General features: G+C 42.3%; 12 protein-coding genes. All 12 read left to right on the top strand.

The window, feature by feature from the left end; genetic code table 11:
- The first annotated feature begins 62 nt into the window (after positions 1-62).
- The 12 genes from asd to LCL96_RS09155 all read left to right on the top strand — a co-directional run bounded on the left by asd (position 63) and on the right by LCL96_RS09155 (position 14,999).
- Positions 63-1,112, top strand: coding sequence for an aspartate-semialdehyde dehydrogenase (gene asd / locus LCL96_RS09210; protein ID WP_224941358.1), 1,050 nt, complete (start codon positions 63-65; stop codon positions 1,110-1,112).
- 85 nt (positions 1,113-1,197) lie between these two features.
- Positions 1,198-2,436 carry an aspartate kinase gene (gene dapG / locus LCL96_RS09205; RefSeq protein WP_224941089.1) on the top strand — a complete coding sequence of 413 codons (1,239 nt, stop codon included), beginning with the start codon at positions 1,198-1,200 and terminating at the stop codon, positions 2,434-2,436.
- 22 nt (positions 2,437-2,458) lie between these two features.
- Positions 2,459-3,331: a 4-hydroxy-tetrahydrodipicolinate synthase gene (gene dapA / locus LCL96_RS09200; protein WP_224941088.1), complete on the top strand. Its 873-nt coding sequence runs from the start codon at positions 2,459-2,461 to the stop codon at positions 3,329-3,331.
- A gap of 268 nt (positions 3,332-3,599) precedes the next feature.
- The gene (locus tag LCL96_RS09195) at positions 3,600-5,267 is read left to right on the top strand and encodes a ribonuclease J (RefSeq protein ID WP_318246416.1); all 1,668 of its coding nucleotides are present in this window, start codon (positions 3,600-3,602) and stop codon (positions 5,265-5,267) included.
- A gap of 143 nt (positions 5,268-5,410) precedes the next feature.
- A complete protein-coding gene (locus tag LCL96_RS09190) occupies positions 5,411-6,145 on the top strand; it encodes a ClpP family protease (protein ID WP_224941357.1) in 735 nt (244 codons plus the stop codon).
- Positions 6,142-6,348, top strand: coding sequence for a YlzJ-like family protein (locus LCL96_RS09185; protein WP_224941086.1), 207 nt, complete (start codon positions 6,142-6,144; stop codon positions 6,346-6,348). The genes LCL96_RS09190 and LCL96_RS09185 overlap by 4 nt, the downstream gene beginning before the upstream one ends.
- A 186-nt stretch (positions 6,349-6,534) precedes the next feature.
- The gene (locus LCL96_RS09180; protein ID WP_224941085.1) at positions 6,535-8,889 is read left to right on the top strand and encodes a DNA translocase FtsK; all 2,355 of its coding nucleotides are present in this window, start codon (positions 6,535-6,537) and stop codon (positions 8,887-8,889) included.
- Positions 8,890-9,316: 427 nt separating this feature from the next.
- Positions 9,317-10,042: a GntR family transcriptional regulator gene (locus LCL96_RS09175; RefSeq protein WP_224941084.1), complete on the top strand. Its 726-nt coding sequence runs from the start codon at positions 9,317-9,319 to the stop codon at positions 10,040-10,042.
- A 50-nt stretch (positions 10,043-10,092) separates the two neighbouring features.
- On the top strand, positions 10,093-11,187 hold the full coding sequence (locus tag LCL96_RS09170) for a BMP family lipoprotein (RefSeq protein ID WP_224941083.1): 1,095 nt from the start codon (positions 10,093-10,095) through the stop codon (positions 11,185-11,187).
- A gap of 274 nt (positions 11,188-11,461) precedes the next feature.
- On the top strand, positions 11,462-12,997 hold the full coding sequence (locus tag LCL96_RS09165; RefSeq protein WP_224941082.1) for an ABC transporter ATP-binding protein: 1,536 nt from the start codon (positions 11,462-11,464) through the stop codon (positions 12,995-12,997).
- Positions 12,990-14,039 (top strand): ABC transporter permease, encoded by a 1,050-nt coding sequence (locus LCL96_RS09160; protein WP_224941081.1) that lies wholly within the window; start codon positions 12,990-12,992, stop codon positions 14,037-14,039. Before LCL96_RS09165 ends, LCL96_RS09160 begins: the two co-directional genes overlap by 8 nt.
- Positions 14,040-14,999: an ABC transporter permease gene (locus LCL96_RS09155; protein ID WP_224941080.1), complete on the top strand. Its 960-nt coding sequence runs from the start codon at positions 14,040-14,042 to the stop codon at positions 14,997-14,999.
- The last annotated feature ends 210 nt before the right edge of the window (positions 15,000-15,209 follow it).

Here is a 15,209-nt window from a genome sequence, read left to right as displayed (position 1 = left end):
AATAGATTAAATTACTTTACCTATTGTACTATGGTATTACTGAATGGTTGGAAGGAGAGAAGATTTTGAATACAACGGGATTACATGTAGCTGTTGTGGGTGCCACTGGTGCCGTAGGGCAACAAATGCTTCAAACTTTAGAAAAAAGGGATTTTCCAATAAAACAATTGACCTTATTATCATCAGCACGTTCTTCAGGGTCCACTGTTATGTTTAAAGGGAAAGAATGGACGGTAGAAGAAGCAAAGCCTGAAAGTTTTGAAGGAGTCGATATCGCTTTATTCAGTGCTGGGGGAAGTGTATCCAAACTTCTTGCTCCTGAAGCCGTAAAGCGCGGGGCTATTGTTGTCGACAATACGAGTGCGTACCGAATGGATCCGGATGTTCCGCTTGTTGTTCCGGAAGTGAATGAAGAAGATTTGAAAGATCATAATGGAATTATTGCCAATCCTAATTGTTCTACGATACAAATGGTTGCGGCGCTTGAGCCAATCCGCAAGCAGTATGGACTGAAGAAAGTGATCGTGTCTACTTATCAGGCCGTTTCAGGTGCAGGTGCGGTTGCAATTGATGAACTTCACTCACAGTCACAGGCCATTTTATCAGGTGAATCATATGAACCTGCTGTGTTACCTGTAAAAGGGGACAAAAAACATTATCAAATAGCATACAATGCCATTCCTCAAATTGATACATTTCAAGACAACGGCTTTACGTTTGAAGAAATGAAAATGATCAACGAAACGAAAAAAATCATGCATATGCCTTCGTTAAAGGTATCTGCAACATGTGTAAGATTACCAGTTGTAACAGGTCACTCTGAAAGTGTATATATTGAAATTGAGAAGGATTCTGTTTCAGTGAAAGATATCCATGCTCTTCTAGAGGAAGCACCAGGGGTGACCTTGGAAGACAATCCTGAAGAACAAATTTATCCGATGCCTGCCCATGCCGTAGGAAAACCGGATGTATTTGTTGGTAGGGTGCGTAAAGATCTTGATGAAGACAAAGGCTTCCATATGTGGGTTGTGTCTGACAACTTATTGAAGGGAGCCGCTTGGAACTCAGTTCAAATCGCAGAAAGTTTAATGAAGCTTGGCCTAATAAAGTAATAAAGAGGGGTCCATCCAGCTGATCTGAATAATTCCACTACTCGTTTTCTCATACCTCTTGAACATATGACAATGAGGTGTAGTCATGAAAGTGATCGTTCAAAAATTTGGTGGAACATCTGTACGTGACGAGGCAAGCCGACTGAAGGCACTTGCCCACACGAAACAAGCAATCGATAAAGGTTATAAAGTAGTGGTAGTGGTTTCGGCAATGGGACGGAAAGGTGAACCTTACGCGACGGACTCCCTTTTATCATTAATTGGTGGAAGGAATACTTCGATCAGTAAGAGGGAGCAGGACCTACTATTGTCCTGTGGAGAAATCATATCAAGTCTGGTATTTTCCAACATGCTGCTTGAGCATGGAATTCGGTCAACAGCCCTTACAGGCGCGCAAGCCGGGTTCCGGACCAATAATGATTTTAATAATGCAAAGATAGTAGAGATGAAATGCAGCAGACTGGTAAAAGAACTCGAGCATCATGATGCCGTGGTGGTGGCAGGATTCCAGGGAGCGACAAAAGATGGGGATGTCACAACCATTGGCAGAGGAGGAAGCGATACTTCTGCTTCCGCTCTTGGAGTTGCATTAAAAGCGGACTATATTGATATATTCACAGACGTGGAAGGAGTCATGACTGCCGATCCGCGAATATCATCCAAAGCAAGGCCCATAACGGTTGTTTCTTATAACGAAGTGTGTAATATGGCATACCAAGGAGCGAAGGTGATACATCCGAGGGCGGTTGAAATTGCTATGAATTCGAATGTGCCAATCAGGATTCGTTCGACCTATTCAAATGGTGAAGGTACCCTGGTTACTACCCTTGAAAATACAAAAGCACACAAAGAGTTCAGAAGCCATCCCGTCACAGGGATCGCTCATGTATCCAACCTCACGCAAATTAAAGTCTTTGCTAAGGAAGATCAGTACAATCTCCAAGCAGAAGTATTTAAAGCGATGGCCAAAGAGGAGATAAGTGTTGATTTCATTAACATTTCCCCAAGAGGTGTCGTGTACACGGTGGGTTCATCCGTGGCAGAAGATGCAATCAGCGTTCTAAGGAAAATAGGACACAACCCCGTTATTGAATCAGAATGTGCAAAGATCTCAGTGGTTGGAGCCGGGATGACAGGAGTCCCCGGTGTGACCTCTGCCATCGTTTCCTCCCTTTCCAATGAAGGGATCCGCATACTGCAGTCTGCGGATAGTCATACAACCATTTGGGTACTGGTGAAAGAAATGGATTTGATTAAAGCCATTAATGCACTTCATGATACCTTTCAATTACAAGAGAGAAGCGCTGTATTCAGAGTGGGATAAACTTACGAGGAGAGTGACTAGATTGAATTTTGGCCGTGTATCTACGGCAATGGTTACACCATTTGACCGTAAAGGAAATATTGATTTTACTAAAACGACGCAATTGATCCAGTATCTGATTGATAACGGATCGGATTCGCTCGTAGTAGCCGGGACTACTGGAGAATCACCTACTTTAACGAAAGAAGAAAAGGTTGCCTTATTCCGACATGTGGTGAAAGTGGTGGATGGTAGGGTTCCTGTCATTGCCGGTACGGGAAGCAATAACACCCATGCCTCAATTGAGCTGACCAAGAAGGCTGAAGAGGCAGGCGTGGATGCAGTCATGCTTGTGGCACCGTATTATAATAAGCCGAGTCAGGAAGGAATGTATCAGCATTTTAAGGTGATTGCCGAATCAACGTCCTTACCTGTCATGCTCTATAATATTCCTGGAAGATCAAGTGTCAACATGTCACCTGAGACGATTATTCGTCTTTCAAAGATCGATAACATCGTTGCTGTCAAAGAAGCAAGTGGAGATTTGGACAGTATGACTGCCATTATTTCCGAGACGTCAGACGGGTTTAAGTTGTACAGCGGGGATGACGGTCTTACCTTACCTGTATTGTCCATTGGTGGTGAGGGAGTAGTATCTGTTGCTTCCCATGTCATCGGAAACGAAATGCAGGAAATGGTTTCAGCCTTTTTAAATGGAAACCTTTCAGATGCAGCACGCATGCATCAAGGACTACTTCCGATCATGAAAGGCCTGTTTACTAGCCCGAACCCGACTCCTGTCAAAACGGCATTGCAGATGAAAGGCCTTGACGTCGGCTCTGTGCGCCTACCGTTAATTCCACTAACTGAAGTGGAAAGGGCAAAACTGTCTCAATTGTTAGAAGCTTTATCATAAACATAGGCCACTGACTTAACATATTAGACCGTGAAGGGATGTTCCTTTACGGTCTTTTTTTGTCTTATATCAGTGAGGCATATATTACCCGAAAGAAGAAGGAATTCCTCTTAATGTATCGAAATAGTAACGTAGTATAAATGATTGCAGTCTTTTACCTAATCTTGTTGAGGGAGGATAAATTTGGTTGTGCTCCCAAAATAGTATCAAGTATAATGGATATAACTGATTTAAGATCGGGGAAGGAACAGCATAGGAGGACATAATGGTGAGTAAGACAAAGAATGAAAGTATTAAAGTAATACCTCTTGGTGGAGTGGGAGAAATCGGTAAGAATATGTACGTGATTGAAGTGGATCACGAAATTTTTGTGATCGACGCGGGACTGATGTTTCCAGAAAATGAAATGCTGGGAATCGACATCGTTATCCCGGATATTCAATATTTACTGGAAAATAAAGAAAGGGTGAGAGGGATCTTCCTGACTCATGGACATGAGGACAGTATCGGTGCGATTTCATATGTTTTAAGTAAGATCAAAGCTCCTGTCTATGGTACACGCTTGACAAATGCCCTTGTAAAGGCCCGGTTGAAGGATGAGAATGTCAGGGAGGATGTGAAATTCTATACCGTTCACTCAGACAGCTATCTCACTTTCGATGGCGTAAATGTCACTTTTTTTAAGACTACACACAGTATTCCTGATTCGGTCGGGATATGTATACATACATCTGAAGGAATCATCGTCCATACAGGAGAGTTTAAGTTTGATCAATCAGCTAAACATCTTTACAGACCGGATTTAGGCAAGATGGCGCAAATCGGTGAGAAGGGTGTTCTATGTCTCTTGTCTGATAGTAAAGAGGCAGAGAGACCAGGATTTACTACATCCGAATCAGTCATTGAGCAACATATCACGAATGCATTGCGCAGTGCGTCTGGCAGAGTGATTGTAGCATGTTTTGCAACCAATTTAATAAGGCTTCAACAAGTTTTCGATACAGCGGATCAAAATAATCGTAAAGTCGTTGTAGTTGGTAAGAGTTTGAAGAGAGTCTATGATGTTGCCTTGAAACTGGGATATCTCCATGTCCGGGATGAACTGATCATAGGGATGGATGAAATCGGTGATTATCCTAAAGATGAAATTCTCATCATCGCCACAGGCACACAGGGAGAACCTTTTGAAGCACTTCAACGTATGTCCAAACGTTCTCATCGCCTGGTGAACATTGAAGAAGGAGACACAGTCCTCATTACCGCAACGCCATCACCTGGAATGGAAGTGATTGTAGGCAGAACGATCGACATGCTTTATAGAGCAGGGGCAAATGTATTGACAGCGACAAAGAAAGTCCATGTGTCTGGTCATGGAAGTCAGGAAGACTTAAAGTTCATGTTAAATATCATGAAACCAAAGTACTTCATCCCCATCCAGGGTGAATATAAGATGTTAGTCGCCCATACCCAGCTGGCACATGATACAGGACTTCCATATAAGCAGATTTTTATTTTGGATAAAGGTGATGTGCTCCAATACAAGGACGGTAAGATGAGAATGAGCGGTCGTGTACAGGCAGGAAATGTACTGATCGATGGAATTGGTGTCGGCGATGTTGGGAACATTGTTCTTAGGGATCGTAAATTATTATCGGAAGACGGTGTATTTACGGTTGTCGTGACCATCAACCGACGTTCCAAATCAATCGTCGCTGGACCTGAAATTATTTCACGGGGGTTTGTTTATGTAAGGGAGTCCGAAGAATTGATCGAAGGTGCCGGGGGCATCGTGACAGATGTGGTCCATTCTTATCTGCAAAAAGGCTCTTTCGAATGGACTGCCATCAAGCAGGACATCCGTGATCAATTGAATCATTATCTATTCAATAAAACAAGAAGAAGACCGATGATCCTACCGATCATCATGGAAGTATAATGAATGGGGCTATTTGGATTATCAAATAGCCCTATATTTATTTAACACGAAAGAAAACAGTATGAAAACACTCCTGAATTAAAATAATAACAAGAGAATGGGAATGAAAAGGAGATGTTTTCATGGAACAAAATCATGAACATATGCAGGACGAGCCAAACAAGGGGCAGGATGATCAAAAAGACAAGCCATCTGGTTTAATGGAAAAGATTCAGCAACTTGGACAGACGAATGTTCCACAACTTTCTCAAGACTCCAACATCCACTGCCTGACGATTGTCGGACAAATAGAAGGGCATATGCAGCTCCCGCCCCAAAATAAAACAACGAAGTATGAACATGTCATTCCACAGCTTGTAGCCATTGAACAAAATCCAAAAATAGAAGGGCTAGTTGTGATATTGAATACAGTGGGGGGCGATGTGGAAGCGGGATTAGCTATATCCGAAATGATCGCTTCATTATCCAAGCCCACCGTATCCGTCGTGCTTGGAGGAGGACATAGTATAGGTGTCCCCATTGCTGTATCATGCGACTTTTCTTACATTGCAAGCACAGCAACCATGACGATCCACCCTGTTCGATTAACGGGTCTGGTGATTGGAGTACCACAAACGTTTGAGTATCTGGATAAGATGCAGGAACGGGTGGTAAGCTTTGTTACGAAACACAGCAACATCACGGAAGAAGATTTTAAAGACCTGATGTTTGCAAAAGGGAACCTCACCAGGGATATCGGTACCAATGTGGTGGGGGATGATGCAGTAGAATATGGGCTGATCGATGGAATTGGTGGGATCGGGACTGCCATTAAAAAGATTAATGAAATGATAGAGATGAAGAAGCAGTCTGATCAACAAGAAGGGCTGGTACAATGATACTGTATACTGTCGTTCCAAATGATCTTGTATTCCCGACAGATGTAAATGAATTCAGTGGCCAAATGATGATGGACTATCAGGGCGTGCCTCTACTCGTTCAGCAGGTAGAGAATAAATACCGTATCATCAGGGTCATGAGCAGCGATCCGGCACATTATATGAATGATCAAATATGCCCGGGAGAATTTATCAACAATTGAGTGAGAAAGAGGATTTTCCCGAAATAGTGGTTATGCTATAATATTACTGGAAGACGATAGATTGATTCGATAAGTACACGGGAAGGGTCTGACACCTTAGGCACACACATTGCCCCAAAGGGTCAGCCCTTTCTTCATCTTTATGTACATAACAAGGTAGACTTCAATAGAATTTAGGTGAATGGATTGGCAAAACGAAAAAGAAGAAAAAAACGTTCTCAAACGAGTTCCACTCTAAAACAGACGATCAAGTATGAGATCATCGGTCTGATCCTAGCTGCATTAAGTTTGATTTCCATCATAGAGCTGGGTGCAGTTGGAAAGGCGATTGTGTATTTTTATCGTTTTTTCCTGGGAGAGTGGTACATGATTGCCTTGCTGTGGATGCTTTACGTAGCGGGCTATCTCATGATTAAGAGGGAAGTCCCCATGTTATTCAGCCGCAGACTGGTAGGCGTGTATATCATTATTGCGAGTTTTCTCCTACTTAGCCATGTGAAATTATTTGACCTCCTTTCAAATGGTGGCTCTTTCGCTAATCCCAGTGTCATTATGAATACATGGGATTTGTATTGGATGGATGTAAGGGGCGATTCCAGCACTTCGGACCTTGGAGGGGGAATGATAGGGAGCATCCTATTTGCTGTATCCTATTTTCTTTTTGATTCACAAGGAGCAAGGATCGTGAGTGCAACCTTCATCATGATCGGGATCATATTAGTGACGGGTAAGTCCTTAGGCGATGTTCTTGGACGAGCCGGAAAGCGATTCGGTACATTCATGGGTGGACAATGGTCGGCATTCAAACAGGATATGAGTGAATGGAAAGAAGAGCAGTCCAAGAAAAAAGAGACGAGGGAAAAGAAGAAGAAAGAGGCACCAGTGAAAGAGGAAGTCGTGGCATCAGCGCCTTCACAGGAGGAAGAAAAGAGGGAGCCGATCATCTCGAATTTCGCGGAACGTGCATACGGTGTACCTCCTAAAGATGACCCAACTCCATCCACCGAAGGTACAAAAGAAGAGAAAGAAGTCAGTGTTCCACAAAACCATACCGAGTCTGTAGGGGAACCGGATTCACCTCCAATCACCTTTACAGAGGTAGAAAATAAGGATTACAAGCTTCCTTCGATCACATTATTGAAAAGTCCCAGAAAAACAGATCAAAGTAATGAGTACCAATTAATCCATGCCAACGCCGCAAAGCTCGAGAGAACGTTTCAGAGCTTTGGCGTAAAGGCAAAAGTGACACAAGTCCATCTAGGACCTGCTGTTACAAAATATGAAGTGCATCCCGATGTGGGTGTGAAAGTAAGTCGCATCGTCAACTTGAGTGACGACCTTGCATTAGCCCTTGCAGCGAAGGATATTCGGATTGAAGCGCCGATTCCTGGTAAATCCGCCATCGGTATCGAAGTTCCCAATTCGGAAGTGGCCATGGTGTCCCTTAGGGAAGTTCTCGAAGCGAAGGAACACAATAAGCCCGATGCCAAGCTGCAGATTGGATTGGGACGAGATATTACAGGCGAAGCGGTTCTGGCTGAACTGAATAAAATGCCTCACCTATTAGTGGCAGGTGCGACAGGAAGCGGGAAGAGTGTTTGCATCAACGGGATTATAACCAGTATTCTCATGAGGGCAAAACCGCATGAAGTAAAGCTAATGATGATTGATCCGAAAATGGTGGAGTTGAATGTCTATAACGGTGTACCCCATCTCCTGGCCCCTGTTGTAACGGATGCCAAAAAAGCTTCTCAGGCTTTGAAAAAGGTTGTAAGTGAAATGGAGCGAAGGTATGAACTATTCTCTCATACGGGCACAAGGAATATTGAAGGCTATAATGACTATGTTAAGAGACAGAATATCGAGAACGATGATAAGCAGCCTCTTCTTCCTTACATTGTGGTCATTGTCGATGAGCTTGCCGATTTGATGATGGTGGCCTCGAGCGACGTGGAGGATGCCATCACACGGCTTGCTCAGATGGCACGTGCGGCAGGGATCCATCTAATCATAGCGACGCAGCGTCCTTCTGTAGATGTTATCACAGGAGTCATTAAAGCAAATATCCCATCACGGATTGCCTTTGCCGTATCCTCTCAAACGGATTCGAGGACCATCTTGGATTCAGGTGGTGCAGAGAAGCTTTTGGGCCGGGGAGATATGCTCTTCATGCCAGTCGGGGCATCGAAGCCGACAAGGGTTCAAGGAGCTTTCTTATCAGATGAAGAAGTAGAAGAGATCGTTGATTTTGTCATTTCTCAACAAAAGGCGCAATATCAGGAAGAAATGATTCCTGATGAAGTGCAGGAGGATGAGAAGTCAGGTGAAGTCGAAGACGAATTATATAATGACGCCGTCCAGTTAATTGCTGAAATGCAGACTGCCTCTGTATCCATGCTTCAGCGAAGATTCAGGATCGGCTATACGAGAGCTGCCAGATTGATCGATGAAATGGAAGTAAGGGGAGTGGTAGGCCCTTATGAGGGCAGCAAGCCGAGAACCGTCTTGGTAGGCAAGCCATCAGAAGAACAAAGTTCGTAAAATAAAAGGTGTGTTATCCTATTCAATCCGAATAGAATAACACACCTATTTTTGTGATCATTTTTTGAAGGAAATACCATTTGAACACAATAAATTTAATAATATCAATAGTTATCCACCAATATGTTATACTATTAAAAGCGTTTTCAATTGTAAAGACACTGTTGTGTGCATGTAAAGTTTGATAATAAAATACGATACGAATGTAAAATTAGAGTTAATATATCCCATGAAAACCCATTCAAAAGCAGTTTTTAACCTAATTTTTTACAAAAAAGGATTCTAAATTGTCATTCTAATCATTTTTTTCGACAAAATCACACAATGCTATTTATTTATCAAAAGAAAAGTGTTATAGTATTTTCGATTAGTAGGAAAGATATACATCAGAGGTCTGATGTCTTGAGAAAATGTGGTGGTGGTTCCAGTGACAATAAAAACAGACAATAGGCATTTATACTTACAAGTAATTGACCGTTTGAAGAAGGATATCGAAGCGGGAGTATACAAAGAAAAAGAAAAACTCCCATCAGAATTTGATCTCTCCAAACAATTAGGCGTAAGTAGAGCTACTCTAAGGGAAGCTCTCAGAATTCTTGAGGAAGAAAGTGTCATCGTACGACGTCATGGAGTAGGTACATTTGTAAACGCGAAGCCGCTCTTTACTTCCGGTATCGAGCAGTTAAACAGTGTAACGAACATGATTAAGCAGGCTGGTATGGAGCCAGGGACCATTTTCTTAAGCTCAACAACTCAAGAAGCTACTGAGGATGATGTGAAAAGGTTTACATGCAATGAAGAGGACGACGTGATCCTGATTGAAAGAGTTCGAACCGCTAATGGGGAACCGGTTGTCTATTGTGTGGATAAGATTCCTGAAAAGGTAATGCCGAGGAATTTCACACACGAGGATAATTCGATTTTCACCGTTCTCGAAAAACGAGAGAATAAAAGAATCACTCATGCGGTAGCACAAATAGAGCCAATGGGATATCACGATAAAATCTCCCCTATTCTAAATTGCGAACCGGAAACGGCCTTACTCGTTTTAAAGCAAATGCATTTTGATGAAAATGATGAGCCGATCCTGTATTCCGTAAACTATTTCAGATCAGACAAATTTAGCTTCCAGGTATTAAGAAAGCGCGTATAACAACAATCTATCTTACTACTAATTTATTACAATAATAGGGGGTACTCTAGGTGAAAAAACGTAAATTTGGTTTAGCGTTGTCATTTGTTCTGGCAGCAGGTACATTATTAGGTGCTTGTGGGACAAGCGAGGACAAAGAAGGTACATCTAGTGGTGAAGGCAAGAAAGAAGATCAATTTACAGTAGCAATGGTAACAGATGTTGGTGGGGTAGATGACAAATCATTCAACCAATCAGCTTGGGAAGGACTTCAAGCATTCGGTAAAGAATACGACTTAGAAAAAGGTAAAGAAGGATTTGACTACTTACAATCCCAATCTGATGCTGACTATGCTACGAACTTAAACACTTTAGCTCGTCAAGACTTTGACTTAGTATATGGTATCGGTTTCTTAATGCAAGGTGCGGTCAATGATATTGCACAACAACAAAAAGATTCACATTTTGCAATCGTTGACGCTGTTGTAGAACAACCAAACGTTGCAAGCATTACGTTTAAAGAGCAAGAAGGATCATTCCTAGCTGGAGTTGCAGCTGGTTTAGCAACAAAAACAAACAAGATTGGATTCATCGGAGGTATGGAAATCCCTGTAATCGAACGTTTCCATTCAGGTTTCATCGCTGGTGTTAAATCCGTTAATCCTGATGCAGAAATCGTTGCGGATTATGCAGGAGCATTTGATAAGGCTGAACTTGGACAAACAATCGCTTCAAAAATGTATTCCCAAGATGTTGACGTAATCTTCCATGCAGCTGGTGGTACTGGTAACGGTCTATTCAAGGAAGCGCGTGACTTAAAAGAGAAAGACCCTTCACGTGAACTATGGGCGATCGGTGTTGACTCTGATCAATCAGCAGAAGGTAAAGTCGGGGATCACAACATCATCTTAACATCTTCATTAAAGCGTGTTGATAATGCGGTTATGGACCTTTCAAGCAAGGCGAAGGATGGCAATTTCCCAGGTGGAGAGGTTATCTCATACGGTCTTAACGAAGATGGCGTTGGTTTAGCTCCGATTAATGAAGAGCTTTCTAACAAAGACGAAGTGATGAAGAAAGTTGATGAATGGAAAGAAAAGATCAAGAGTGGAGAAATCACTGTTCCAGAATCACTTGATGAAGCTAAATCATTCTCAGCTAGCTAATGTATCAGGGATAAGGGGATCAATGAAAGCTGGTCTCCTATCCCTTTTTTAAAACGAAGTTCTGATTGGATAATGGTACAAGAGTCACGCGTCTTCCGATGTGAAAAGTAGACGATTCAATGAAATTTTACTTAGAACCTTAATTGAAACATAGAACTTCTTTCTATCTTTCATTTAGAGTTTTATAAGGGGAAACCCTTTTTTTCTAGAGTTATAAGGTCTGACCTCTAACTACTAGATCGATATCCCCAGCCTATGCAAGGAGTGAATAGCAATGGATTATGTAATCGAGATGTTGAATATTCGCAAAGAATTCCCCGGCATCGTAGCAAATGATAATATTACCCTCCAGCTCAAAAAAGGTGAAATTCATGCGCTTCTTGGTGAAAATGGAGCAGGTAAGTCAACACTGATGAACGTATTATTTGGACTTTACCAACCTGAGCAAGGTGAAATTCGAGTTAAAGGACAGCAAGTGAATATCACCAATCCAAACATAGCGAATGATCTCGGAATAGGGATGGTTCATCAGCATTTCATGTTGGTAGATACCTTTACTGTAACAGAGAATATTATTCTTGGAAGAGAGCCAAAGGCTGGAGCCACGGTGGATATTAAAAAAGCCGAGAAAGATATTCTGGATATTTCTGAAAGATACGGCCTGAAAGTGGACCCATCCGCTAAAATTTCCGAAATCTCAGTTGGTATGCAGCAGCGTGTAGAAATATTAAAGACGCTTTATCGTGGAGCGGAAATCCTGATTTTCGATGAACCTACAGCTGTATTGACCCCACAGGAAATCAAAGAGCTTATACAGATCATGAAAACCCTGATCAAAGAAGGAAAATCCATTATTCTTATCACCCATAAACTGAAAGAGATTATGGAAGTGTGTGATAATGTAACCGTTATCAGGAAAGGGAAAGGGATAGGCACAGTGAAAGTGTCGGAAACCGACCCGAATCACCTTGCCAGCCTGATGGTAGGGAGAGAAGTCACATTTAAAACGGAGAAGAAAGAAGCTTCCCCGAGTGATAGTGTATTAGAGATTCGTGATTTGAATGTGAAAGATCATCGCAATGTTCCTGTAGTTAAAGGATTGAATCTTGAAGTGAAAGCAGGAGAAATCCTGGGTATTGCAGGAGTCGATGGGAACGGACAAAGCGAGTTGATTGAGGCCATTACTGGGTTATATAAGGTCGACAGCGGTTCGATAAAATTGAATGGCAAAGAAATAATGAATATGAAACCCCGTAAGATTTATGAATCAGGAGTGGGCCATATTCCTCAGGACCGCCATAAACACGGTCTGGTTCTTGATTTTCCAATCGGCGAAAATATGGTGCTCCAAACGTACTACCAGAAGCCGTATTCGAATAAAGGGATCCTAAGTTATAAAAATATTTATAATCAAGCGAGAAAACTAATTTCAGAGTTTGATGTAAGGACCCCGTCAGAGTTTACTCTTGCACGTGCTTTATCAGGAGGGAACCAGCAAAAGGCGATAATAGGCCGTGAGGTTGACAGAGATCCTGATTTATTAATTGCGGCACAGCCAACGAGGGGTCTTGACGTAGGTGCGATTGAATTTATCCATAAGCGGCTGATTGAACAAAGGGATAATGGGAAAGCTGTTCTGCTTCTTTCATTTGAACTGGATGAAATCATGAATGTAAGTGACCGTATCGCCGTCATTTACGAAGGTCAAATTGTGGCGATTGTTGACCCTAAGGAAACAACCGAACAAGAACTTGGACTTTTAATGGCTGGTTCTAAGAGGAAGGAAACGGGAGGAAACGCACATGTCTAATCGATTAACGAATATACTAATCCCTGTTATCTCAGTCCTTTTGGGTATCATCGTCGGAACCATCATCATGCTTGTGAGTGGATATGATCCGATTGCTGGATACTCCGCATTATGGAATGGTATTTTCGGTGAAATATATTATGTTGGAGAAACGGTTCGTCAAGTCACACCATATATTCTGGCAGGTTTAGCTGTTGCCTTTGCCTTTAGAACTGGGCTTTTCAATATCGGGGTAGAAGGCCAATTGATTGTTGGTTGGCTGGCTGCAGTCTGGGTAGGTGTTGCCTTTGATGGTTTGCCAAAGATGATTCACCTGCCACTTGCCATCATTGCAGCAGCAATGGCAGGAGCGCTTTGGGGTTTCATCCCTGGTTTACTTAAAGCGAAATATCGTGTACATGAAGTTATCGTCACGATCATGATGAACTATATTGCACTACACGTAACAAATGCCATAATCCGTGATGTGTTAACAGATCGAAAAGATCGTACAGATTATATAGCAGAGACGGCTTCGTTGAAGTCACCATTCTTTGAAAGCTTAACGGATTATTCCCGTTTGCATTGGGGGATTTTCATCGCCCTTGCATGTGTATTCATTATGTGGTTCTTACTCGAGAAAACAACCCGTGGTTATGAATTGCGTTCAGTAGGTTTCAATCAGCATGCTTCTCAATACGCAGGAATGAACGTGAACGGGAACATCATCCTCTCCATGGTCATCTCTGGTGCATTTGCAGGACTTGCTGGAGCAATGGAAGGCCTCGGAACATTCGGCTACGCTTCCATTAAAGGTGGATTTACAGGAGTCGGGTTTGACGGTATCGCTGTCGCTCTATTAGGCGGAAATGCAGCCATAGGAGTTGTATTCGCTGCCCTTCTATTCGGAGGACTTAAAGTAGGGGCACTGAATATGCCACTCGATGCAGGAATTCCGAATGAACTGGTAGATATTATTATTGCTCTTATTATTTTCTTTGTAGCATCTGGTTACATGATTCGTTATCTGATTCAACGATTTAGTAAAAAGGGGGTGAAATAAGTGGGCTTTATTGATATTTTGACTATTCTCATCCCGTCTACATTACTTTGGGCGACTCCACTTATTTTCACTGCTTTGGGAGGAGCGTTCTCAGAGCGTTCAGGTGTAGTTAATATTGGTCTTGAAGGGTTAATGGTCATTGGAGCATTTTCAAGTATTGTATTCAATCTTGCATTCGCAGATACTTTTGGTTCAGCGACACCATGGGTGGCACTAATCATTTCCATGCTGATGGGAGCATTACTTGCCATACTTCATGCCGTTGCTTCGATCACATTCAGAGCAGATCAGGTCGTTTCTGGTGTGGCTATCAACTTACTTGCAGTCGGCTTGACTCTATTCCTGGTTAAAAGAATCTACGGTAAAGGTCAGACCGATATCATTTCCGAAGGATTTGGTAAGATCGATGTCCCTTTACTTCACAAAATACCTGTCATTGGAGATATTTTCTTCTCCAACACGTATTGGCCGCCATTCGTAGCAATCTTAGTGTCCTTCATCGTTTGGTTCGTAATGTTTAAAACGCCATTCGGTCTTAGACTCCGTTCAGTCGGGGAACACCCTATGGCAGCAGATACAATGGGGATCAATGTAACGAAAATGCGCTATATCGGTGTCATCATTTCAGGTGCGTTTGCTGGGGTGGGCGGTGGAGTATATGCCCAGGCAATCTCCTCAGACTTTAGTCATGCCACAATAAGCGGTCAAGGGTTCATGGCCCTGGCGGCATTGATATTCGGTAAATGGCATCCACTTGGAGCCATGGGGGCTGCTTTATTCTTCGGGTTCGCTCAAAGTTTAAGTATTATCGGCTCAAGTATTCCGCTATTTGAAAATATTCCTAGTGTATATCTTTTGATTGCGCCTTATGTATTGACCATACTTGCACTTACAGGCTTCATCGGACGTGCAGATGCACCAAAAGCATTGGGCACGCCTTATATCAAAGGAAACCGTTAAGTCATTTGAATAACAACAAGAAGGATATCCCGAAATGTCGGGATATCCTTTTTTTATATCAAGAGAGTTACCACCGTGAAACATAAAGGAAAATCTGCAAGCATATTATAGTTTACTCCATGGGTATTTTTCCAACAGAGGAAGATGCTTGAAAACAATCACTCTCTACATGTATAGTTATACATAAATACCGCACAATAAGGGTGTTTA

Origin of the sequence: Rossellomorea aquimaris (assembly GCF_020172085.1) — a bacterium.
Lineage (GTDB): Bacteria > Bacillota > Bacilli > Bacillales > Bacillaceae_B > Rossellomorea > Rossellomorea aquimaris_E.
Note: the sequence above shows the minus strand (reverse complement) of the source record. Positions and strands in the feature narration are given on the sequence as shown.